General features: G+C 65.4%; 21 protein-coding genes. 15 read left to right on the top strand and 6 right to left on the bottom strand.

Translation table 11 applies throughout. The features are described 5' to 3' along the window. Together ACVW17_RS32260 and cobJ are read left to right on the top strand one after the other, a co-directional pair. Positions 1-732 (top strand): precorrin-2 C(20)-methyltransferase, encoded by a 732-nt coding sequence (locus ACVW17_RS32260; protein WP_456755633.1) that lies wholly within the window; start codon positions 1-3, stop codon positions 730-732. After that, on the top strand, positions 729-1,463 hold the full coding sequence (gene cobJ / locus ACVW17_RS32255; protein ID WP_456798292.1) for a precorrin-3B C(17)-methyltransferase: 735 nt from the start codon (positions 729-731) through the stop codon (positions 1,461-1,463). The genes ACVW17_RS32260 and cobJ overlap by 4 nt, the downstream gene beginning before the upstream one ends. On the opposite strand, the gene ACVW17_RS32250 is transcribed toward cobJ, so the two are convergent. Continuing rightward, positions 1,439-2,188: a cobalt-precorrin-6A reductase gene (locus tag ACVW17_RS32250; RefSeq protein WP_456755631.1), complete on the bottom strand. Its 750-nt coding sequence runs from the start codon at positions 2,186-2,188 to the stop codon at positions 1,439-1,441. The two genes, cobJ and ACVW17_RS32250, sit on opposite strands and share 25 nt — an antisense overlap. Here ACVW17_RS32250 and cbiE point away from each other — a divergent pair. The 6 genes from cbiE to cobF are packed head-to-tail and all read left to right on the top strand — an operon-like array spanning position 2,187 to position 7,304. Beyond that, a complete protein-coding gene (gene cbiE, locus ACVW17_RS32245; protein WP_456798291.1) occupies positions 2,187-3,368 on the top strand; it encodes a precorrin-6y C5,15-methyltransferase (decarboxylating) subunit CbiE in 1,182 nt (393 codons plus the stop codon). The genes ACVW17_RS32250 and cbiE overlap by 2 nt on opposite strands. Beyond that, on the top strand, positions 3,365-3,733 hold the full coding sequence (locus tag ACVW17_RS32240; protein ID WP_456756575.1) for a cobalamin biosynthesis protein: 369 nt from the start codon (positions 3,365-3,367) through the stop codon (positions 3,731-3,733). Before cbiE ends, ACVW17_RS32240 begins: the two co-directional genes overlap by 4 nt. Continuing rightward, positions 3,730-4,515 carry a precorrin-4 C(11)-methyltransferase gene (gene cobM, locus ACVW17_RS32235; protein ID WP_456755629.1) on the top strand — a complete coding sequence of 262 codons (786 nt, stop codon included), beginning with the start codon at positions 3,730-3,732 and terminating at the stop codon, positions 4,513-4,515. The genes ACVW17_RS32240 and cobM overlap by 4 nt, the downstream gene beginning before the upstream one ends. Beyond that, positions 4,512-5,822 carry a cobyrinate a,c-diamide synthase gene (locus ACVW17_RS32230; protein ID WP_456798290.1) on the top strand — a complete coding sequence of 437 codons (1,311 nt, stop codon included), beginning with the start codon at positions 4,512-4,514 and terminating at the stop codon, positions 5,820-5,822. The genes cobM and ACVW17_RS32230 overlap by 4 nt, the downstream gene beginning before the upstream one ends. Further along, positions 5,819-6,547 carry a uroporphyrinogen-III C-methyltransferase gene (gene cobA / locus ACVW17_RS32225; RefSeq protein ID WP_456755627.1) on the top strand — a complete coding sequence of 243 codons (729 nt, stop codon included), beginning with the start codon at positions 5,819-5,821 and terminating at the stop codon, positions 6,545-6,547. The genes ACVW17_RS32230 and cobA overlap by 4 nt, the downstream gene beginning before the upstream one ends. Positions 6,548-6,554: 7 nt before the next feature. Further along, a complete protein-coding gene (gene cobF / locus ACVW17_RS32220; RefSeq protein WP_456798289.1) occupies positions 6,555-7,304 on the top strand; it encodes a precorrin-6A synthase (deacetylating) in 750 nt (249 codons plus the stop codon). Positions 7,305-7,341: 37 nt separating this feature from the next. On the opposite strand, the gene ACVW17_RS32215 is transcribed toward cobF, so the two are convergent. The 3 genes from ACVW17_RS32215 to ACVW17_RS32205 form a co-directional block, all read right to left on the bottom strand. Then, positions 7,342-7,533 (bottom strand): hypothetical protein, encoded by a 192-nt coding sequence (locus ACVW17_RS32215; RefSeq protein WP_456755625.1) that lies wholly within the window; start codon positions 7,531-7,533, stop codon positions 7,342-7,344. Positions 7,534-7,871: 338 nt separating this feature from the next. Beyond that, positions 7,872-8,378, bottom strand: coding sequence for a YkgB family protein (locus ACVW17_RS32210; protein ID WP_456755624.1), 507 nt, complete (start codon positions 8,376-8,378; stop codon positions 7,872-7,874). Between the two features lie 35 nt (positions 8,379-8,413). Further along, positions 8,414-8,950 (bottom strand): carboxymuconolactone decarboxylase family protein, encoded by a 537-nt coding sequence (locus ACVW17_RS32205; protein WP_456755623.1) that lies wholly within the window; start codon positions 8,948-8,950, stop codon positions 8,414-8,416. A gap of 130 nt (positions 8,951-9,080) precedes the next feature. On the opposite strand from ACVW17_RS32205, the gene ACVW17_RS32200 reads away from it, so the two are divergent. After that, positions 9,081-10,043, top strand: a complete 963-nt coding sequence (locus ACVW17_RS32200) for an AraC family transcriptional regulator (protein ID WP_456755622.1) — start codon at positions 9,081-9,083, stop codon at positions 10,041-10,043. Between the two features lie 10 nt (positions 10,044-10,053). Here ACVW17_RS32200 and ACVW17_RS32195 read toward each other — a convergent pair whose 3' ends face one another. Together ACVW17_RS32195 and ACVW17_RS32190 are read right to left on the bottom strand one after the other, a co-directional pair. Further along, positions 10,054-10,980: a response regulator gene (locus ACVW17_RS32195; protein ID WP_456755621.1), complete on the bottom strand. Its 927-nt coding sequence runs from the start codon at positions 10,978-10,980 to the stop codon at positions 10,054-10,056. After that, the gene (locus ACVW17_RS32190) at positions 10,970-14,338 is read right to left on the bottom strand and encodes a hybrid sensor histidine kinase/response regulator (protein WP_456755620.1); all 3,369 of its coding nucleotides are present in this window, start codon (positions 14,336-14,338) and stop codon (positions 10,970-10,972) included. The genes ACVW17_RS32195 and ACVW17_RS32190 overlap by 11 nt, the downstream gene beginning before the upstream one ends. Positions 14,339-14,508: 170 nt before the next feature. Here ACVW17_RS32190 and urtA point away from each other — a divergent pair, with 170 nt between their 5' ends. The 6 genes from urtA to fmdA all read left to right on the top strand — a co-directional run bounded on the left by urtA (position 14,509) and on the right by fmdA (position 20,971). Then, positions 14,509-15,771, top strand: a complete 1,263-nt coding sequence (urtA, locus tag ACVW17_RS32185; protein ID WP_028331438.1) for an urea ABC transporter substrate-binding protein — start codon at positions 14,509-14,511, stop codon at positions 15,769-15,771. A gap of 203 nt (positions 15,772-15,974) precedes the next feature. Continuing rightward, positions 15,975-16,901 (top strand): urea ABC transporter permease subunit UrtB, encoded by a 927-nt coding sequence (urtB, locus tag ACVW17_RS32180; RefSeq protein ID WP_456755619.1) that lies wholly within the window; start codon positions 15,975-15,977, stop codon positions 16,899-16,901. Positions 16,902-16,918: 17 nt separating this feature from the next. Then, positions 16,919-18,052, top strand: coding sequence for an urea ABC transporter permease subunit UrtC (gene urtC / locus ACVW17_RS32175; RefSeq protein WP_456755618.1), 1,134 nt, complete (start codon positions 16,919-16,921; stop codon positions 18,050-18,052). 12 nt (positions 18,053-18,064) lie between these two features. Then, positions 18,065-18,820 (top strand): urea ABC transporter ATP-binding protein UrtD, encoded by a 756-nt coding sequence (gene urtD / locus ACVW17_RS32170; RefSeq protein WP_456755617.1) that lies wholly within the window; start codon positions 18,065-18,067, stop codon positions 18,818-18,820. A gap of 200 nt (positions 18,821-19,020) precedes the next feature. After that, on the top strand, positions 19,021-19,710 hold the full coding sequence (gene urtE / locus ACVW17_RS32165) for an urea ABC transporter ATP-binding subunit UrtE (RefSeq protein ID WP_212023054.1): 690 nt from the start codon (positions 19,021-19,023) through the stop codon (positions 19,708-19,710). A 31-nt stretch (positions 19,711-19,741) separates the two neighbouring features. Next, positions 19,742-20,971: a formamidase gene (fmdA, locus tag ACVW17_RS32160; RefSeq protein WP_456755616.1), complete on the top strand. Its 1,230-nt coding sequence runs from the start codon at positions 19,742-19,744 to the stop codon at positions 20,969-20,971. The last annotated feature ends 64 nt before the right edge of the window (positions 20,972-21,035 follow it).

Below are 21,035 nucleotides of genomic sequence, written 5' to 3'. Positions count from 1 at the left end.
ATGGGACGCATCATCTGCTGCGGGCTCGGCCCCGGCGATCCGGACCTGATGAGCGTGCGCGCCGACCGCACGGTGCGTGCCGCGAAGCATGTCGCCTACTTCCGCAAGAAGGGACAGGTGGGGCAGGCGCGGCGCATCGTCGAAGGCATGCTCGCCGCTAGCGTCAACGAATATCCGATGGAGTATCCCGTCACCACGGAGATCGCGTTCGACAGTCCGGATTATGCGCGGCTGCTCGCCGATTTCTATGACGCATGGGCCGAACGGCTGGCGCGGCTCGCGCGTGAGAGCGATGTCATCGTGCTTTGCGAGGGCGATCCCTATTTCTACGGCTCGTTCATGCACCTGCATGCGCGCCTGCAGGGGCGCGTCGAAATCGAGGTGATCGCCGGCATTCCCGGCATGGTCGGCTGCTGGAATGCGGTCGGCCGACCGATCGCGCTCGCCGACGATGTGACCACGGTCCTGATGGGCACGCTGCCGGAGGCCGAGCTTGCGCAGCGGATGCGGAGCTCCGACGCGCTGGTCGTGATGAAGACCGGCCGCAATCTTCCGAAGATCCGCCGCGCGCTCGCCTCCGCGGGCCGTCTCGACGATGCGTGGCTGGTCGAGCGCGGCACCATGCCGGATCAGCGCGTCGCGCGGCTCGCTGAGATCGGCGAGGCCGACGCTCCGTACTTTGCGATCGTGCTGGTGCACGGGCAGGGGCAGCGCAGGGAGGCGGCGCCATGACCGGCACGCTGACCATCGCTGGATTGGGGCCGGGCGACGAGGCGCTGATCACGCCGGAAGTCACGGCTGCGCTCGCGGCGGCGACCGACATCGTCGGCTATGCGCCGTACGTGACGCGCGTGCCGCCGCGCGCCGGGCTCACGCTGCATCCTTCGGACAATCGCGTCGAGTTGCAGCGCGCCGGCGAGGCGCTGCGGCTGGCGTCCGAGGGGCGCCACGTCGTCGTGGTGTCCTCCGGCGATCCCGGTGTGTTCGCGATGGCATCGGCCGTGTTTGAAGCGCTGGAGGATGCGCCGCAGTGGCACGACGCCGCGATTCGCGTTCTCCCCGGCGTGACCGCGATGCTGGCGGCGGCGGCGAGCGCCGGCGCGCCGCTCGGCCATGATTTCTGCGCAATCAATCTCTCCGACAATCTCAAGCCATGGCCGCTGATCGAGAAGCGGTTGCGGCTCGCCGCTGAAGCCGACTTCGCGATCGCGATGTACAATCCGCGTTCGGCCAGCCGCCCTGATGGCTTTGCGCGGACGCTCGAGATTTTGAAAGAGGCGGGGTGCGGCGAGCGCATCGTGATTTTCGCTCGCGCCGTCAGCACGCCCGAGCAACGGATCGAGACGGTCGAGCTGCGCGACGCCGGGCCCGAGATGGCCGATATGCGGGCGCTCGTGATTGTCGGCAATTCGGCGACGCGGCGGGTCGGCCGCTGGGTCTATGCGCCGAGGCAGGTCCGATGACCAAGCCACTCCATCACGTCACCGACACGCTCAACCCGCGGCCGGTCCGGCAGATGCGGCCGCGTGATCATGATGACGGGAAGGTCAAGCGCGCGGGCGGCGTCGATCTTGGCGCGTGCGCCGGTTCCGCCGGAGTTGCGGGCAACGATCCACGCGATGCGACGCTCGCGCATCATCTCGAGTTCGTTCTCGAGCGTGAATGGTCCACGCGAGACGATGATCTCTGCATCGGGCAATGGCAGCGTTTCCCCCGGCGGATCGACAAATCGCAGCGTATAGGCATGCTGCGGTTTCGCGCTGAATGGCGCGATGTGCTGACGGCCGATCGCGAGGAACACGTTGGTGTGGCTCTCGGGCAACGCCGCGACCGCGGCTGCGATGTCGGCGACCTCGATCCAGCGATCGCCGGAAGTTCTCACCCATGGCGCGCGTTCGAGCGCGAGCAACGGTGTTCCGGTTTGCGCGCAGGCGGCGATCGCATTGCGGGTCATTTCGGCCGCGAACGGATGCGTCGCGTCGATCACATGCGTGATGGCTTCGCGATCCAGATAATCGGCAAGACCGTTGACGCCGCCGAAGCCGCCGATCCGCGTCGGCAGCGGCTGTTCGGCAGGAGCCGCGGTACGGCCGCCGTAGGAATAGATCGCCTCGATGCCGGCGCGGGCAATCGCTGCGGCAAGCAAATTGGCATCGGCCGTTCCGCCCAGGATCAGGGCGCGCATCATGAGTAATCCCTGGTTGACCATCATCGGTATCGGCGAAGATGGCCTTGCCGGGCTCTCCGATGCAAGCCGAAAGGCGCTTGGTGAAGCGGAGGTGGTGTTCGGCGGCGAACGGCATCTCGCGCTGGCCGGCATTACCGATCGCGGGCTTACCTGGCCGGTGCCGTTCGATGCGGACATCGTGCTGGAATGCCGCGGCCGTCCGACGGCCGTGCTCGCCTCGGGCGATCCGTTCTGGCATGGCGCGGGCGGAAGCCTCGTCGAGAAGCTGCAACCCGGCGAATGGATCGCACACTCCGCGCCGTCCACATTCTCGCTCGCGGCCGCGCGCTTGGGCTGGCGGCTTGAGAATGTCGTCTGCCTCGGCCTTCATGCCGCACCGTTCGAGCGGTTGTTGCCGCATCTGGCGCGCGACGCACGGATCATCTGCCTGCTGCGGGACGGCAAGGCGGCCTCCGATCTGGCGGGCTGGCTCACCGAACGTGGCTGGGGACCGTCGGCGATGTCGATACTTTCCGCGCTAGGCGGACCGCGCGAATCTATCACGCGGCATCGCGCGGACCGTTTTTCAGGCGATACGGGCGACGACCTGGTCGCGGTTGCGCTGGAGGCGAAGGGAGGCCAGGGGATCGCACGCAGCTCGGGTCTTCCCGATGCGCTCTTTGTTCATGACGGGCAGTTGACCAAGCGGCCGGTGCGTGCGCTCGCGTTGTCGGCGCTTGCGCCGCGGCCTGGAGAGCGGCTGTGGGACGTCGGCGCCGGCTCGGGCTCGATCTCGATCGAGTGGACGCTGTGCGGCGGAACGGCGATCGCGGTCGAAGCCCGCGGCGAACGCGCCGCCAATATCCGCAGCAATGCGGCGAGTTTCGGCCTGGCGCATCGGATCACCGTGATCGAAGGCGAGGCGCCGGGCATTCTGTCAGACCTTGCGGCGCCGGATGCCGTGTTCATCGGCGGCGGCCTCAATGCTGCGATGTTCGATGCGATCTGGCTGCGCATCGCGCCGGGAACGCGGCTGGTGGCGCATGCGGTGACGCTGGAGACCGAGGCGCTGCTGTCCGATCTGCACCAGCGCCATGGCGGCGAGCTGATGCGCCTCGAGATCGCCCAGGCCGAGCCGTTGGGGCGATATCGTTCCTGGAAGGCGGCGCGGCCGATCGTGCAATGGAGCGCTATCCGATGAAGGTCGCGGGCCTGGGATTCACCAGCAGTGCCAGCGTCGCGTCGCTGCGCGACGCACTCGATGCCGCCGGCGGTGCCGAAGGCCTCGCGGCAGTCGCGACGGTGAGTGACAAGGCGGGTGCAGTGGTATTGAAGGCGTTTGCACGCGAGCTGGGTTTGCCGATCTGCGGCATTCCCGCCGAGCTATTGGCTGACGTGAAGACCACGACGCAATCCGAGTTGATCAGAGCCAGGTTCGGAACGGGCTCGGTGGCCGAAGCCGTAGCGCTCGCGGCCGCCGGGCGTGATGCGCGCCTGATCGCGGTCCGGGCGACGTCGCAGGATCGGATGGCCACTGCCGCGATCGCGGAAGGAGACGATGAATGACGGTGCATTTCATCGGCGCCGGGCCTGGCGCTGCCGATCTGTTGACCTTGCGCGGCCGCGACCTGATCGCCTCGTGCCCGGTCTGTCTCTATGCTGGATCGCTGGTGCCCGCGGGTGTTCTGGCGCATTGCCCGAAGGATGCGCGGATCGTCAACACCGCGCCGCTGTCGCTTGACGAGATCATCGCCGAGATCGCGGCGGCGCATGCCGAGGGCAAGGATGTCGCGCGGCTGCATTCGGGCGACCTCTCGATCTGGTCGGCAATGGGCGAGCAGCTGCGCCGGTTGCGCGCGCTGAACATTCCCTATTCGGTGACACCGGGCGTGCCGGCGTTCTCGGCGGCCGCGGCGGCCTTGGAGTCGGAGCTCACGCTGCCCGGCCTGGCGCAATCGGTGGTGCTGACGCGCACGCCGGGTCGGGCGAGCGCGATGCCGGACGGCGAGACGCTCGCAGCGTTTGCCGCGACCGGCGCGGTGCTCGCGATTCACCTGTCGATCCATCTGCTCGACAAGGTCATCGCCGAGCTGACGCCGCATTATGGCGCGGATTGCCCGGTGGCGATCGTCTGGCGCGCGAGCTGGCCGGATCAGCGCATCGTGCGGGCCACGCTGGCGACGCTCGAGGCCGCGGTTGGTCCTGAGCTCGAACGCACCGCGCTGATCCTGGTCGGCAGGACGCTGGGCGCCGGCGATTTCGCCGAAAGCCGTCTCTATGCGGCCGATTATGACCGCCGCTACCGTCCGGTGGGAGAGACGCCGCGCTTTCCGGAAACATCGCGGTGACCGCGGGGCTCGTGATCTCGGCACCGGCATCGGGAGTCGGCAAGACGACGTTGACGCTGGCGTTGGCGCGTGCCTGTCGCAATCGTGGCCTGACGGTGCAATGCCTCAAGAGCGGGCCGGATTACATCGATCCGGCCTTTCATGCGGTGGCGACCGGACGTGCGTCGGTCAACATCGATAGCTGGGCGATGGCCTCAGATGCGATCGCGCATCTGGCGAGCCGCGGTGCCGACGCCGACCTCGTGCTGGCCGAGGGCTCGATGGGATTGTTCGACGGCGTCGCGACGCGTGGCCTGTCCGGCACCGGCGCCACAGCCGACATTGCCGAGATGATGGGATGGCCGGTGCTGCTGGCGATCGATCCTTCTGGCCAGGCGCAGACGGCGGCAGCGGTCGCGGCGGGATTGCGCGATTTTCGCGCCGGCGTCCGGCTGGCCGGCGTCGTCCTTAATCGTGTCGCCAGTCCCCGGCACGAAGCCCTGGTACGCAGCGCCATGGACCATGCGGGCATTCCGGTGCTGGGTGCACTGCCGCGCCATGCCGAGATCGCCCTGCCAAAGCGGCATCTCGGCCTGGTGCAGGCCGAGGAGCAGGCCGAGATCGACGGCTTGATCGATGAAGCCGCACGCTTTATCGCCGAGCACGTCGATCTTGATGCCGTGCTGAAATCAGCCCAGCCCTGGTCGCCGCAATCGGCCACGCGCAGCCTGGATTTCACGCCGCCCGGCCAGCGCATCGCGCTCGCGCGGGACGCCGCCTTCTCGTTCATCTATCCGCACATGCTGGAAGCCTGGCGCGCGGCCGGTGCAGAGATCGTGACGTTCTCGCCGCTCGCCGACGAAGGGCCCGACGCGAATGCTGACGTCTGCTGCCTGCCTGGCGGCTATCCTGAACTGCATGCCGGCCAGCTCGCCGCCAGCAGGCGTTTCCTCGGTGGCTTGCGCTCCTTCGCCGAGACCAGGGCGGTACATGGCGAGTGCGGCGGCTACATGGTACTGGGCACAGCGTTGACCGACGCCGACGGCGCACGCCACCAGATGGCGGGGCTGCTCGGCCTCGAGACCAGCTATGCCAAGCGGCGCATGCATCTGGGTTACCGGCTTGCCGAGCTCGTTTCGCCGATGCCCGGCCAAAGCCCCGGTGCGCGCCTGCGCGGCCACGAGTTTCATTACTCGACGATCATCGCGCAGCCGGACACGCCGCTCGCGGTGGTGCGCGATGCGGCCGGCGCGATCGTTGCGGAGACCGGATCGCGGCGCGGCAATGCAACCGGGACATTCTTCCATCTGATTGCGGAGGACCGATGAGCGGCTTGGTCTCCTTCGTCTCGGCCGGTCCCGGCGATCCCGAACTCCTGACGTTGAAAGGCGCCGCGCGGCTGCGCGCGGCCGACGTGGTGCTCTACGACGACCTCGCATCGGGCGCGATCCTCGATCTCGCGCGCCCCGGCGCCAATCTCGTCGCGGTCGGCAAGCGCGCCGGGCGGCTGTCGACACGGCAGCATCATGTCAGCCGTCTGCTGGTCGATTATGCGGCGACCGGTGTGCGGGTGGTGCGGCTGAAGTCCGGCGACGCCGGCATTTTCGGACGGCTCGAGGAGGAGATCGGCGCGCTGCGCGCGGCCGGCATCGGCTACGAGATCATTCCCGGCGTGACCTCGGCCTCGGTTGCCGCAGCCCAGGCCGGCATTCCGCTGACGCGACGGCTGACCTCGCGCCGGGTGCAGTTCGTCACCGGCGCCGACGTCACCGGCGGGTTGCCGGCGGATCTGAATTGGGCGGCGCTGGCCGATCCGGAAGCGACCACGGTCGTCTATATGGGGCGGCGCACCTTCCCGGCGCTGGCCGCGCAGTTGATTGCGCACGGACTTTCCCCCGACACGCCCGCGCTGCTGGCGGAGTCGCTTGGCCATGCCGACGAGCGGCTTCATCGCAGCACGATCGCAGAGCTGGCCGAACAGCTCACGCATGCCGATATTGCCACGGCGGCTGCGATCATCCTGTTCGGCGCGCTGGCGCCGGAAGACAAGTGACGCGGCGATGTTGACGCTGTCCCTGATTGGTATCGGTTGCGGCGATCCGCAGCAGCTCACGCTCGCTGCGATCGCTGCGATCAACGCCGCCGACCTGATCCTGATCCCACGCAAGGGGACCGCGAAGTCGGACCTCGCCGAATTGCGCCGGACGATCTGCGCGCAAGCCTTGAGCAACGACCGCACGCGCATGGCCGAATTCGACCTGCCCGTGCGTGACGCCGCCGAGGAGGACTACCGCAAGGGCGTCGACGATTGGCACGATGCGGTCGCTGCGACTTGGTCGCAGGAAATCGTGCGCCAACTCGGCGGCGAGGGGCGGGTTGCGCTGCTGATCTGGGGCGATCCTTCGCTGTACGATTCGAGCCTGCGGATCGCGCAACGGCTCGATCCGCAGCCCACGATCGAAACGATCCCAGGCATCACCTCGATCCAGGCGCTGTGCGCGGCGCATGCGCTGCCGCTCAACGAGATCGGCGAGCCATTCCTGGTCACGACCGGCCGGCGGTTGCGCGAGGGCGGTTGGCCCGCCGGCGTCGATACCATCGTGGTAATGCTCGACGGCGGCGCCGCCTTCCAGACGCTGGATGCTGCGGGCTTGACGATCTGGTGGGGCGCCTATCTCGGCATGTCCGATCAGATCATCATGGCGGGGGAGCTCGCAGAGACAGGACCTCGCATCGTCGCCGCGCGGCGGGAGGCGCGTGCGCAGCACGGCTGGATCATGGACTGTTATGTCTTGAAGCGGAGATCGTGATCGGGGATTGCGCCGGCATGCGATGCGCCGTCGCCAATCAGGTCTTCAACCCGCGAATGGAAGGCTGGATGGTGAGGCGATAGGCAACGAGCCTGTCGCCCTCGAACTGCTCGAGCGTTGTCTCGCAGACCGGGCAGCGATACTCGCCCTTGCTTGCTGATCCGGATGCCAGCTCAAGGCGTCGGAATCCAGCCCCGCAGCGCGGACACGTGACGTCGTCCTTCTTCATCAACCCACCCCAGAACAACACCGGCGTATTTTGTAACCCAGACCGCGCGGCGGAACTATGGTCATGGCGGAGGGCTGCGGACCGTTCGTGCATGGGAACAAACGATGCACCGGCACCGGGCGGGAGGCCACGCCGCCGATCGCGCCGAACGGAGGCCATTCCGCAAATCCGGCAATGGGTTATGCTTGGCCTTAAGCGGCCTTGGGCCGCCGTGCCTGCGCAGCAACAGCGGCCACCATGTTGCCGTGTTCGAGGGATGCTGCGCCTCAATCCGCCGGCGTGCGCGATCGCCGGTGTGCGCGAGGGCCCACCGGCGCTCAATCGCGATCAGCCGAGATCTATTGCCTGGTCAGACGAACCACGTCCTGCCTCAGCAAGTAAAGCGAGACGGCGAGCAGGACGACGTCCTTCATCAGGAAGGGCACGTTGCCGGTCATCGCGGGGAAACCTCCGGCGGCAACGTCCCAGCCATCGGGCATAAACGGGATGATGGTGACGGTTGCGATGAAGGTGCCGGTCGAGCCAAGCGCGCCGAGCACGCCGAGCCGCTTGTCCCAGAAGCCTGCGAGCAGCAGGGATCCGAACGTCCACTCCGAGGCGCCGAGGAAGTAGCTGGCGCCGGAATGGCCGAAGGCCGGATACAGCCACCAGATCAGCGGCCCGTTGCTGATGAACGGCACCAGCCGTTCGAATTCGTAGGGGAACCACTTCTGGTACCCGAAGAACAGGAACATGATCACCATCGCGGCGCGGACGACGTGATAGTCGAGATCCTCGGCGAGCAGGCCGGACCTGTACAGTGCGCGAACAATCCGGTTGTCAGCTGTGCTGGAAAGCGTTGTCATAGTCGTGATCCCTTGTGTGACATCGCCCGGTCGCTTCACGCGACGGCGGGGAAGTCGATGTCGGTGTCGTTGATGCGGTTAAAGACGTTGGTGAAGATGATGGTCGCGAACGCCAGGCTGATCTCGACCAGTTGCGCGTCGCTGTAGCCGGCAGCCTTGATCGCGGCGAAGTCCTCGTCACTCACGGTGCCGCTCGACTGCGCGAGCTTGCGAACGAAGCCGATCAGCGTGTCCTGCCTGGCATCGCCGGTAAGTGCGCCGTCGCGGATCTGCTTCAATGCGTCGGCCTTGACGCCGGCAAGCTTGGCGAGATGGGAATGCGCGGCGACACAGTAATCGCAGCCACCGGCGGTGCTGACCACGAGCTTGATGATTTCCCGATCGCGCTTGGACAGGCTGCCGCCGGCCAGCACCGCATCCGCGGCGAGGATCGACTTGAGCGCGGCAGGGCCGTGGGCGGCGACGGCCGCATAGGCGTTCGGGACGCTGCCGGCCGCCTTCTTGATCTGGGCGTAGATCTGGCCGGACGGGCCGGTATCGGTTTCGAGGTTAGGGACTGAGAGGCGAGACATGATGCAACTCCATGTTTGCGATTGTGAGCAAGTACGGAGTGACAATAGGAGCGTGAAATGAGACATTGAATGTCCATATTGCTCGAATATATGCTCAATCGTCTCATAAATTGCCTCGGGGGAACTGGTGGTGGATTGGCTCAGTCGGCTGTTCGAAATGATGCCGGTGCGCGGGCGGCTCGATATTCGCTGCAGTTACAGCGTCCCCTGGCGTATCGAGCAGGGCCCGGGTGTGACCAACGAGATCCCCTATCACGCGGTGCTTGCCGGCTCGGCGATTCTGGACGATCCCGCGGGCGGACAGCCATTGCTGCTGAAGGCCGGAGACATCCTGCTGCTTCCCGGCAACCCGCGACACGTGATGCACGACGGAAGCGGGGCGGCGCCGCTGCAGGCGCGTAACCGGGCGGCGCGGAATTTCACGATCAGCGAAAACCTCGGCTCGGACGAGCGGCTTGACCTGCTGTGCGGGCACTTCGCGATTGCACCTCCGCACGACCGTCTGTTGCGCAGTTATCTTCCGCCGCGTCTTGTGGTGCATGCCGGCGCAGGTACGGAAAAGGGGACGGCTGCCCAGCTCGCCGGACTTGTGTCCCTGATGCGCAGCGAAACGGCCGACGATCATCTCGGCGGCCACGCCATGCTCAACGCGCTGTCGACGGCAATGTTCACGCTGGTGTTGCGGCTTGCGAGCGAGATCGATGCAACATCACAGGGACTTCTCGCTCTGGTCGGCGATCCCAGGCTTGCGCCGGCGGTGGCCGCAATGTTCAGCGCGCCTGCGCACGCATGGCCGCTGCCGGAGCTGGCGCGCCTGTGCAACATGTCGCGCGCCACGCTGGCGCGGCAGTTCCAGGAGAAGCTCGGGCGATCGGCGAGCGATCTGCTGACCGACATCAGGATGACGCTCGCAGCAAATGAGTTGAAGGGATCATCGCTTTCGACCGGCGCCGTTGCGGAGATGGTCGGATACCAATCGGAGGCCGCCTTTCAGCGCGCCTTCAAGAGCCATATGGGCGTGACGCCGGCGCAGTGGCGAAAGATGAAACCGCCGGAACAAGAAACTGCTGCGCCCGCCGATCCGAAAGGCTAGAGGCGCTAGATCAAGACTTCCGATGCCTGGCGTTGACCGCGATTGCCGCGGCGGCGGTGCGGTTCTCGACCCCGAGCTTGGCGTAGATCTGCTCGAGGTGCTTGTCGACGGTGCGCGGGCTTAAGCCCAGGATCTGCGCAATGTCGCGGTTGGTCTTGCCCTTGGAAAGCCAGGACAGCACCTCGCCCTCGCGGGTGGTGAGGCCGAGCTCGCTCGAGAATTCGGCCGGCATGTCGCCGCTGGTGTCCTTGGCGAGCCGCAGCAGGAACTCGTTGGGACCGAGCTTGCCCATATATTGCAGCCGTAGCTGCTCATTGCCGGGGAACGACGCCACCGTCGCGGTCTTCTTTCCCGCCGTACCCTTCTGCGCCTGCTCGAGCCATTGCGGCATCGGCTCCGGCAGCACGAAATTGTCCGCGGCGTCGGCGAGTGTGTCCGACAGCAGCCGCTGCGCCTGCGGCGTCGCCCAGAGCAGCGCGCCTGAACTGTTGACCGCGAGCAGGTAGCGGCCGGAGACGTCGAGCGCGGCGCGGGCGCTCTGCGTCATCCGCGCATTGGCGAGATGGACCCGGATCCGCGCCAGCATCTCCTCGACCACGATCGGCTTGGTCACATAGTCGACGCCGCCGGCCTCCAGCCCGCGCACGATGTGCTCGGTTTCGGCCAACCCCGTCATGAAGATGATCGGCACGCCGTCGAGCCCGGCGTCGCGCTTCAGCCGCCGGCAAGTCTCGAAACCGTCCATGCCCGGCATCACGGCATCGAGCAGCACGATGTCGGGGGTGATCTGGTCGACGATGCGCATCGCAGAGGCGCCGTCGAGCGCGACCATCACGGTCATGCCGGCGCCGTCGAGCGCGTCGGTCAGCAGGCGCAACGTCTCCGGAGAGTCGTCGACGACGAGCGCGACGTCGCGCTTTCTTGGTTCAATGGTCATAGCTGTGCAATGTCTTCAACGTCGCCATGTATTGATCGAGATCGAAGCGGTCGATCAGCGTGCGCATCTGGCCGACGAAGTCGGCATGTTCGGGATGTTCATTGCCGATCTCGTCGAGCTTGAGCTGGATCGCCCTGATATAGCCGAGCTGGCCGAGGCCGATCAGCTCCTCGACATAGCTCACCGGCGGGCGCGAACCGCTGTCGGGCTTCCATTGCGCAGGCGAGGCCGGCTCGGCCTCGTACTGCCATTCGATCTTGAGCAACTGCCGGATGGCCTCGAGCAGCCGCGGGATGTCGATCGGCTTCATCAGATAACCGTCGTGGAATGGCTGCGCCAGCGGCGCGCCATGGGCCTCCAGCGCGCTCGCCGAGATCATCAGGATACGCGCCTGGTGATGGCCCTCGGAGCGCAGGGTTTCGGCGATCGTCCAGCCGTCCATGCCGGCCATCGAGATATCGAGCAGGAACATGTCGGGACGGCAGTGCTGCGCCAACGCAAGGCAGCCCGGTCCATCCGGTGCGCTGAGCAGGATGAAGCCGAGCGGCGCCAGGATTTCGCGCAGCAGGTCGCGATGGGTCGGATCGTCGTCGGTGATCAGGATCGTCTTGCGCGGACCGTGATAGCCGTACACGGGAGCATCGACCGGCGCATCGCGGCGCGGATTGGTGACCTCGGACAGCAAGAGCTTGACGCGGAATGTGCTGCCGGTGCCGACCGTGCTCAACACCTTGATGTCGCCGCCCATCACGCCCGCGAGCAGGCGGCTGATGGTCAGGCCAAGCCCGGTGCCGGTCTGCGGCTGGGTGACGCCGAGCGCGCCGCGCTCGAACGGCGCGAAGATCCGCTCGAGGTCGTCGGGCTGGATGCCCGGCCCGGTATCGATCACCTCGAACTCGGCGACCGGGCTGCGGTAGTGCACCACGAACTGCACCTGGCCGGACTGGGTGAACTTGATCGCATTCGAGAGCAGGTTGATCAGGATCTGCCGCAGCCGCTTCTCGTCGGCATAGACCACGACCGGCAGCACGGCGGGTCGCCTGAACACGAAGTTGATGCCTTTTGCTGCCGCCTGCAGGCGAAACATGCCGACCAGCTGCTCGAGGAAATCGTTCAGCCGCACCTCGTCGCGCGACAGATAGAGACGGCCGGCCTCGATCTTGGAGATATCGAGAATGCCGTCGATCAGTCCCGACAGATGATCGGCGCTGCGGCGGACCACGCGTACCTGCTCGCGCGGCCGAATGTGGAGACTGTCGTCCTGCTCCAGTAGCTGCGCGTAGCCGGAGATCGCATTCAGCGGCGAGCGGAGCTCGTGGCTGAGGCCCACCACGTAGCGGCTCTTGGCAAGATTGGCTGACTCGGCGACTTCCTTGGCGCGCTGCAGCTCGGCATCGGTGCGCTTGTGGGCGTCGATTTCCTGGATCAGCAGCGTGGTCTGCCGCTTGGTCTCTTCCTCGGCGGCGCGCCGGCTCTGTTGCGCCAGCACGAACAGCCAGGCGACGACGCCGATGATCAGGGTCAGCGCGAAGAACACCTTCCACAGCACGTCGGCCAACAATTCGTTGGCGTGCACGGCTGCCGTGGTCTGCAAATAGATCAGGCCGAGCACCAGCGCCACAAGGCCGGCCGAGACGGCGAACACGCCGAGGTAATGGCCTAGCTGCGAATTGAGGCGGGCATAGATCGGCTGCGGCATCACCCTGCCGAGCGCGTCCGAGACCTGCGCGCCGATCCGGCCATGCGGCTTGCAGAGGTCGTGGCAGCGCGCGTCGAGCGAGCAGCACAGGGAGCAGATCGGCCCGGCATAGGCCGGGCAGGAGGCCATGTCCTCGGGTTCGAACGCATGCTCGCAGATGCAGCACTGGATCGATTCAATGTTCTGCCAGCTCCGTTTCGGCTTGCGCGCGATGTAGTACTTGCCGTCGGTCGCCCAGGCAATCAGGGGCGCGGTGATGAACGCGACCGCGAGCGCCACAAAGGCGGACAGCGCCTTCGCGGTCGGGCCGAACAGGCCGTAGAACGCGCTGATCGAGACCACGGTCGCGATCGTCATCGCACCGACGCCGACCGGATTGATGTCGCAGAGATGCGCGCGCTTGAACTCGATGTGCTGCGGCCGCAGGCCGAGTGGCTTGTTGATGACGAGATCGGCCACCAGCGCGCCGACCCAGGCGATCGCGACGTTGGAGTAGAGCGCCAGCGTCTGCTCCAGCGCCTTGTAGACGCCGATCTCCATCAACAGCAGCGCGACGACGACGTTGAACACCAGCCAGACGACGCGGCCGGGATGCGAGTGGGTGAGCCGGGAGAAGAAGTTCGACCAGGCGATCGAGCCGGCATAGGCGTTGGTGACGTTGATCTTGACCTGCGACAGGATCACGAACGTGCCGGTCAGCGCCATCGCGAGATCCGGCTGCGACAGCACGTAACGGAAGGCCTCGAGATACATGTTGGCGGGCTCGGCCGCATGCTCGGCCGATACGCCGTGGCTGAGCGCGAAGAAGGCGAGGAACGAGCCGGCCAGCAGCTTGAGCGCGCCGAGCACGATCCAGCCTGGACCGGCGCCGAGCAGTGCGATCCACCAGGCCTTGCGCGAGGTGCGGCGGTCGCGCGGCAGGAAGCGCAGGAAGTCGACCTGCTCGCCGATCTGCGCCACCAGCGCGAACACCACCGAGGCTGCGGTGCCGAACAGCAGCAGATCGAGACTCCCTGCGGGATCGCCGTGATCGCCGGCGAATGTGCGCCACTCGGTGAAGGAATGCGGATTGGCCCAGGCGATCGCCGCGAACGGCATGATGTGGAGGATGATCCACAGCGGCTGCGTCCAGAGCTGGAAGCGGCTGATCAGCGTGATGCCGTAGATGACCAGCGGAATGATCACGACCGCGCTGATCAGATAGCCGATCGGCCGCGGGATGCCGAAGCACATGTCGAGCGCGCTGGCCAGGATCACCGCCTCGATCGCGAAGAAGATGAAGGTGAAGGAGGCGTAGATCAGCGAGGTGATGGTCGAGCCGATATAGCCGAAGCCGGCGCCGCGGGTCAGCAGGTCGATATCGATGCCGCATTTGGCGGCGTGATACGCGATCGGCAGCCCGCACAGGAAGATGATGACGCTGACGACCAGGATCGCGGCGGAGGCGTTCATCGCGCCGTAGTTCAGCGTGATGGTGCCGCCGATCGCCTCCAGCGCCAGGAAGGAGATCGCGCCGAGGGCGGTGTTGGCGACGCGGGCGGCGGACCAGCGCCGCGCGCTCTTGGCGGTGAAGCGCAGCGCGTAGTCTTCCAGCGTCTGGTTGGCGACCCATTGATTGTATTGGCGCCTGACGCGGTCTATCCGCTGCCGCCCTGCCACTTCGCTCTTACTCCTGGTCCACGATGCGCTGATCGCGGGCAAATCCCGTACCAAAAACCTACGTCGCTATTTTGCGGTGCAGTATACGCGATCTCACGTATCAGTGCGCTGCACAAAAGTAAGCAATCCTCGCCTCATCAATAAGCGTTCTCGAACCAGATGGGGTGCTCATGTCAGACGAAACAAAACCAGGCCTGAAGTCTCCGCTCCGGCGCAAGCTCTTGATGGGAATGGCGGCCTTGCCGGCCGTTTCGATGCTGGGCCGTCCGGCATTTGCCGACGTTCCCGCAACCTCCGCGGTCAACACCACGGGTCTTGCAGTCACCGATAGCGAAGTCACGGTCGGCATCCTGCATTCGGTGACCGGCACCATGGCGATCTCCGAGACCGGCTCGGTCGAGGCCGAAAAGCTCGCGATCGAGCAGATCAACGCCGCCGGCGGCGTGCTCGGCCGCAAGATCAAGTTCATCCAGGAAGACGGCGCCAGCGATTGGCCGACCTTCGCCGAAAAGGCCAAGAAGCTGCTGGTCAACGACAAATGCGCCGCCGTGATGGGCTGCTGGACCTCGGCCTCGCGCAAGGCGGTGCTGCCGGTGTTCGAGCAATACAACGGCATGCTGTACTACCCGACCTTCTACGAAGGCCTCGAGCAGTCCAAGAACGTGATCTACACCGGCCAGGAGGCGACGCAGCAGATCATCGCCGGCCTCGACTGGGTCAACAAGACCAAGGGCGCCAAGAGCTTCTACCTGCTCGGCTCGGACTACATCTGGCCGCGCACCTCGAACAAGATCGCGCGCAAGCACATCGAGAACCATCTGCAGGGCTGCAAGGTGGTCGGCGAGGAATACTTCCCGCTCGGCTCGACCCAGTTCAACTCGGTCATCAACAAGATCAAGCTGACCAAGCCCGACGTGATCTACGCGATCATCGTCGGCGGCTCCAACGTCGCGTTCTACAAGCAGCTCAAGGCGGCCGGTATCGACCTGTCGAAGCAGACGCTGCTCACCATCTCGGTGACCGAGGACGAGATCGACGGCATCGGCGGCGAGAACATCGCGGGCGCCTATGCCTGCATGAAGTACTTCCAGTCGCTCGACAATCCGAACAACAAGGCCTTCGTGCCCGCGTTCAAGAAGATGTGGGGCGAGAAGACCGTGATCGGAGACGTCACCCAGGCTGCCTATCTCGGCCCGTGGCTGTGGAAGTTGACCGTGGAGAAGGCGCAGAGCTTCGACATCGACAAGATTGCGGCAGCGTCCCCCGGCGTCGAGTTCAAGGGCGCGCCGGAAGGTTACGTCCGGATCCACGAGAACCATCACCTCTGGTCGAAGACCCGCGTCGGACGCGCCAAGGCCGACGGCCAGTACGAGCTGATCTACGAGACCGCCGATCTGGTCGAGCCGGATCCGTTCCCCAAGGGCTACCAGTGAGCCGGTAGCCCGCATGAGCCAACGGGTCGCGCGAACGCGCGCCCGATGACAGGCTCCGCGATATGCGGGACCGTCCCGGGTATCGCTGCCGCTCACCCGGGCTACGAAGCTCCACAACGCATCGCGGCGTGGACGTTGTCGTCCACGCCGCGGAACGAGCGTCGCTTGACCGGCGGCGCCAGCCCCTTGGACTGGAGAACCAGATGTTCGGCGACTATTCGATCAGCGACCTCGGTGCCATCCTCGCGATGCAGGGATTTGCCGGGCTCATCCTGTTCTCCGTCTACGTGCTGATGGCGCTGGGGCTTGCCATCATCTTCGGCCAGATGGGCGTCATCAACATGGCCCATGGCGAGTTCATGATCCTCGGCGCCTACGTCACCTGGATGACGTCGAACGCCGTGCAGCATGTCGCGCCCTGGCTGTTCCCGGGATACTTCTTCATCGCCATGATCCTGGCATTCATCGCCTCCGGCGCGCTCGGCATGCTGGTCGAGTGGGCGCTGATACGTCATCTCTACAAGCGGCCGCTCGATACGCTGCTCGCGACCTGGGGCCTCAGCCTGATCCTGCAGCAGGCCTATCGCTCGATCTTCGGCGCGCGTGAGGTCGGCGTCGAACTGCCGGACTGGATGATGGGCTCCTGGCAGGCGACCGACTCGATCCAGATCCCGATCAACGGCATGTTCGTGATGGCGCTGACCATCCTGATCACGATCGTCGTGTTCTACATCCTGTTCTGGTCGAGCTGGGGCAAGCAGGTGCGCGCCGTAGTGCAGAATCGCGTGATGGCGGGCGCCGTCGGCATCAACACCGAGAAGGTCGATCGCTACACCTTCGGTCTCGGTTGCGGCATCGCGGGTATCGCCGGCTCGGCCTTCACCATGATCGGCTCGACCGGGCCGACCGCCGGCCAGCTCTACATCGTCGACACCTTCCTGGTCGTGGTGTTCGGCGGCGCCGCCTCGTTGTTCGGCACCATCGCCTCCGCCTTCTCGATCTCGCAGACCCAGTCGACGCTGGAGTTCTTCCTGTCGGGATCGATGGCCAAGGTGATCACGCTGCTGACCATCGTCGCGATCCTGATGGTGCGTCCGCAGGGGCTGTTCGCGCTCAAGGTCCGCAAATAAGAACAAGCAGGCTGGTCATGATCAACTCGCGCTTTTTCAATCGCTCCGAACTGCTCGGCTTCCTTGCGCTCGCGGTGCTGCTGTTTCTCGTCCTGCCGCTGTCGCTCGATATCTTCCGCCTCAATCTGGTCGCCAAATATCTGACCTACGCCTTCGTCGGCATCGGGCTCGTGCTGTGCTGGGGCTATGGCGGCATCCTGAGCCTGGGGCAGGGCGTGTTCTTCGGCCTCGGCGGTTACTGCATGGCGATGTACCTCAAGCTCGAGGCATCGTCGGTCGCGAACACCAAGATCCAGTCGACGCCGGGCATTCCCGACTTCATGGACTGGAACCAGCTGACGTCGCTCCCCTTCTTCTGGAAGCCGTTCCATAGCTTCCCGGTCACGCTGCTGGCGATACTGCTGGTTCCCGCCTTCTTCGCGCTGATCATCGGCGCTGCGATGTTCAAGCGCCGGGTCGGCGGCGTGTACTTTGCGATCATCACGCAGGCAATCGCCGCGATCCTCACCATCCTGATTGTGGGGCAGCAGGGCTACACCGGCGGCATCAACGGCATCACCGACCTGCGCACGCTGCACGGCTGGGATATCCGCACCGATCACGCCAAGTTCATTCTGTATTTCGTTGAGGTTGTGCTGCTGTTCGGATGCATCGTCGCCGCGCAGTTCATTCGCCTGACAAAGCTCGGGCGCATCCTCGTGGCGATGCGGGAGCAGGAGGATCGCGTGCGCTTCTCCGGTTACAGCGTCGCCAACTTCAAGATCTTCGCGTTCTGCGCCGCCGCGGTGTTCGCCGCGATCGGCGGCGCGATGTTCACGCTCGAAGTCGGCTTCATGTCGCCGTCCTTCGTCGGCATCGTGCCGTCGATCGAGATGGTGATCTACACCGCGGTCGGCGGCCGGATGTCGATCTTCGGCGCGGTCTGGGGCGCGCTCTTGGTCAACTTCGCCAAGACCAGCCTTTCGGAATCCTTCCCGCAGCTCTGGCTGTTCGGCCTCGGCGCGCTGTTCATCGCGGTCGTGCTCGCCTTCCCGAACGGGCTGTCCGGCATCTGGGCGGACCACGTCCAGCCCCGCATCGATCGTTTGTTGTCATCGCGCAAATCGAAATCGGCGGCCGGCATGATCGCCGACGGCGCACCGGCCGAGTGAGGAGGGACCATCATGCTCGTCGGCCATCAGCCCAAGGAATTCCTGCTCGCGGTCTCCGGTCTCACCGTGTCCTTTGACGGCTTCAAGGCCGTCAACGATCTCTCCTTCTATGTCGAGGAGAACGAGATCCGCGTCATCATCGGCCCGAACGGCGCCGGCAAGACCACGGTGCTCGACCTGATCTGCGGCAAGACGCGGGCGACGTCAGGCTCGATCCAGTTCCGCGGCCAGGAGCTGACAAAGCTGCGCGAGAACGAGATCGTGCAGGCCGGCGTCGGGCGCAAGTTCCAGACGCCGTCGGTGTTCGAGGATCTCACCGTGTTCGAGAACCTCGAGATCTCCTTCCCGCGCGGCCGCACCGTGTTCGGCTCGCTGACCTTCCAGCGCGACGATACCGTCAAGCAGCGGGTCGAGGAGGTCGCCGAGATGATCTTCCTGAAGGACCGCCTCAACACCTATGCCGACCAGCTCAGCCACGGCCAGAAGCAGTGGCTCGAGATCGGCATGCTGCTGATCCAGGATCCGGACCTGCTGATGCTCGACGAGCCGGTCGCTGGCATGAGCGTGTCCGAGCGCGCCAAGACTGCCGAGCTGCTCAATCGCATCATCAAGGACCGCTCCGTGCTGGTGATCGAGCACGACATGAAGTTCGTCGAGGACATCGCCCACAAGGTCACCGTGCTGCACCAGGGACAGATCCTGTCCGAGGGGACGATGGACCACGTCAAGAACGATCCCAAGGTCATTGAAGTTTATTTGGGCCACTGACTGATGATCACGGTCGATCGACCTGCAAACCCGGTTCACCTCTCCCCCTGTGGGAGAGGTCGGATCGCATCGCTGGATGCGATCCGGGTGAGGGGTCTTGCTTCCTCGTGGGAGCTGTTACCCCTCACCCGGCGCTACGCGCCGACCTCTCCCCGATGGGGAGAGGTGAAGAAGACCATCCAGTCCTAGGAGCGGCGTCGATGCTGGCAATCAATGATCTTCACGTCGCCTACGGCCAGAGCGAGGTGCTGCACGGCCTCAACGTCAAGGTCGCGTCGAACGAGATCGTCGCGATCATGGGCCGCAACGGCATGGGCAAGACCACGCTGATGAAGTCGCTGATGGGCATCCTGCCGGCCAAGAGCGGCTCGGTGTCGATGGACGGCACCGAGCTCGGCGCGATGAAGAGCTACGAGCGGGTCGCGAAGGGCCTGGCCTACGTGCCGCAAGGCCGCATGATCTTCTCCACCATGACGGTGAAGGAGAACATCGAGACCGGGCTCGTGGTGTCGGGCGGCTCCGAAGTGCCCGGCGACATCTACGAGTTGTTCCCGGTTCTGCTCGAGATGAAGGGCCGCCGCGGCGGTAATCTCTCGGGCGGACAGCAGCAGCAGCTCGCGATCGCCCGTGCGCTTGCGACCAAGCCGAAGGTGCTGTTGCTGGACGAGCCGACCGAAGGCATCCAGCCGTCGATCATCAAGGACATGGCGCGCACGTTGAAGCGGATCCGCGATGAGCGTGGGCTGTCGATCGTCGTCTCCGAGCAGGTGCTGAGCTTCGCGCTCGACATCGCCGATCGCGTGCTCGTCATCGAGAACGGCGAGATCGTCCGCGACGATCCGCGCGACAGCGTCGATGCCGCGCAGATTTCGAAATATCTGTCTGTGTAACCACCACCAGTAAGCGAAGGGGAGCAATGCGATGCCAGATACACTGATCAAGGTCGATCTCAGCAAGTCGGCCTATGAAAACGACAAGATCCACAACCGCTGGCATCCCGAGGTTCCGATCGTCGAGTGGGTCAGCCCCGGCGACGACTTCATCATCGAGACCGTCGACTGGACCGGCGGCTTCATCAAAAACAATGATTCTGCCGACGACGTGCGCGACATCGACCTGTCGATCGTGCACTTCCTGTCCGGCCCGATCGGCGTCAAGGGCGCCGAGCCCGGCGATCTCCTGGTCGTCGACCTGCTCGACGTCGGTCCGTTGAAGGAGAGCCTGTGGGGCTTCAACGGCTTCTTCTCCAAGCAGAATGGCGGCGGTTTCCTTACTGATCATTTCCCGCTGGCGCAGAAGTCGATCTGGGACATCAAGGGCCTCTACACCTCCTCGCGTCACGTCCCCGGCGTGAACTTCGCCGGCCTGATCCATCCCGGCCTGATCGGCTGTCTGCCCGATGCCAAGATGCTGGCGGCCTGGAATGCGCGCGAAGCCGAGCTGATCGCGACCAACCCGACCCGGGTGCCGGGCCTCGCCAACCCGCCGTTCGCGCCCACCGCGCATGCCGGCCAGGCCAAGGGCGACGTCAAGGCCAAGATCGGGCTCGAAGGCGCCCGCACCGTGCCGCCGCGCGAGCATGGCGGCAATTGCGACATCAAGGATCTGTCGCGCGGCTCGAAGATCTATTTCCCGGTCTATGTGCCGGGCGGCGGGCTCTCGATGGGCGATCTGCATTTCAGCCAGGGCGACGGCGAGATCACCTTCTGCGGCGCCATCGAGATGGCCGGCTGGCTGCACATCAAGGTCGACGTCATCAAGGACGGCGTGTCGAAGTACGGCATCAAGAACCCGGTGTTCAAGCCGTCGCCGATCACGCCGAACTACAAGGACTACTTGATCTTCGAGGGCATCTCGGTCGACGAGGCCGGCAAGCAGCACTATCTCGACGTCCATATCGCCTATCGCCAGGCCTGTTTGAACGCGATCGAATACCTGAAGAAGTTCGGCTACTCCGGCGCCCAGGCCTACTCGATCCTTGGTACCGCGCCGTGCCAGGGCCACATCTCCGGCGTGGTCGACGTGCCCAACGCCTGCGCCACGCTGTGGCTGCCGACCGAGATCTTCGACTTCGACGTGATGCCGTCGTCGGCGGGGCCGATCAAGCACATCACGGGCGACGTGCAGATGCCGATCTCGCCCGACAAGTGATGCTCTAGGTGATCCCTGCGCGAAGGGTGCGGGACGGCTGCGACTTGGCCGCCCCGCATCCATC

This window comes from Bradyrhizobium sp. USDA 4473, assembly GCF_054063335.1.
The sequence above is the reverse complement of the archived record's forward strand: the minus strand, read 5'-3'. Positions and strand labels throughout refer to the sequence as shown.

Coding starts and splice junctions, on each gene's coding strand:
- urtA (WP_028331438.1), top strand. CDS start 14,509: ATGTCAGACGAAACAAAACCAGGCCTGAAGTCTCCGCTCCGGCGCAAG.
- urtD (WP_456755617.1), top strand. CDS start 18,065: ATGCTCGTCGGCCATCAGCCCAAGGAATTCCTGCTCGCGGTCTCCGGT.
- ACVW17_RS32195 (WP_456755621.1), bottom strand. CDS start 10,980: ATGACCATTGAACCAAGAAAGCGCGACGTCGCGCTCGTCGTCGACGAC.
- fmdA (WP_456755616.1), top strand. CDS start 19,742: ATGCCAGATACACTGATCAAGGTCGATCTCAGCAAGTCGGCCTATGAA.
- urtE (WP_212023054.1), top strand. CDS start 19,021: ATGCTGGCAATCAATGATCTTCACGTCGCCTACGGCCAGAGCGAGGTG.
- cobM (WP_456755629.1), top strand. CDS start 3,730: ATGACGGTGCATTTCATCGGCGCCGGGCCTGGCGCTGCCGATCTGTTG.
- ACVW17_RS32205 (WP_456755623.1), bottom strand. CDS start 8,950: ATGTCTCGCCTCTCAGTCCCTAACCTCGAAACCGATACCGGCCCGTCC.
- ACVW17_RS32260 (WP_456755633.1), top strand. CDS start 1: ATGGGACGCATCATCTGCTGCGGGCTCGGCCCCGGCGATCCGGACCTG.
- cbiE (WP_456798291.1), top strand. CDS start 2,187: ATGAGTAATCCCTGGTTGACCATCATCGGTATCGGCGAAGATGGCCTT.
- urtC (WP_456755618.1), top strand. CDS start 16,919: ATGATCAACTCGCGCTTTTTCAATCGCTCCGAACTGCTCGGCTTCCTT.
- cobA (WP_456755627.1), top strand. CDS start 5,819: ATGAGCGGCTTGGTCTCCTTCGTCTCGGCCGGTCCCGGCGATCCCGAA.
- urtB (WP_456755619.1), top strand. CDS start 15,975: ATGTTCGGCGACTATTCGATCAGCGACCTCGGTGCCATCCTCGCGATG.
- cobJ (WP_456798292.1), top strand. CDS start 729: ATGACCGGCACGCTGACCATCGCTGGATTGGGGCCGGGCGACGAGGCG.
- ACVW17_RS32240 (WP_456756575.1), top strand. CDS start 3,365: ATGAAGGTCGCGGGCCTGGGATTCACCAGCAGTGCCAGCGTCGCGTCG.
- cobF (WP_456798289.1), top strand. CDS start 6,555: ATGTTGACGCTGTCCCTGATTGGTATCGGTTGCGGCGATCCGCAGCAG.
- ACVW17_RS32210 (WP_456755624.1), bottom strand. CDS start 8,378: ATGACAACGCTTTCCAGCACAGCTGACAACCGGATTGTTCGCGCACTG.
- ACVW17_RS32250 (WP_456755631.1), bottom strand. CDS start 2,188: ATGATGCGCGCCCTGATCCTGGGCGGAACGGCCGATGCCAATTTGCTT.
- ACVW17_RS32215 (WP_456755625.1), bottom strand. CDS start 7,533: ATGAAGAAGGACGACGTCACGTGTCCGCGCTGCGGGGCTGGATTCCGA.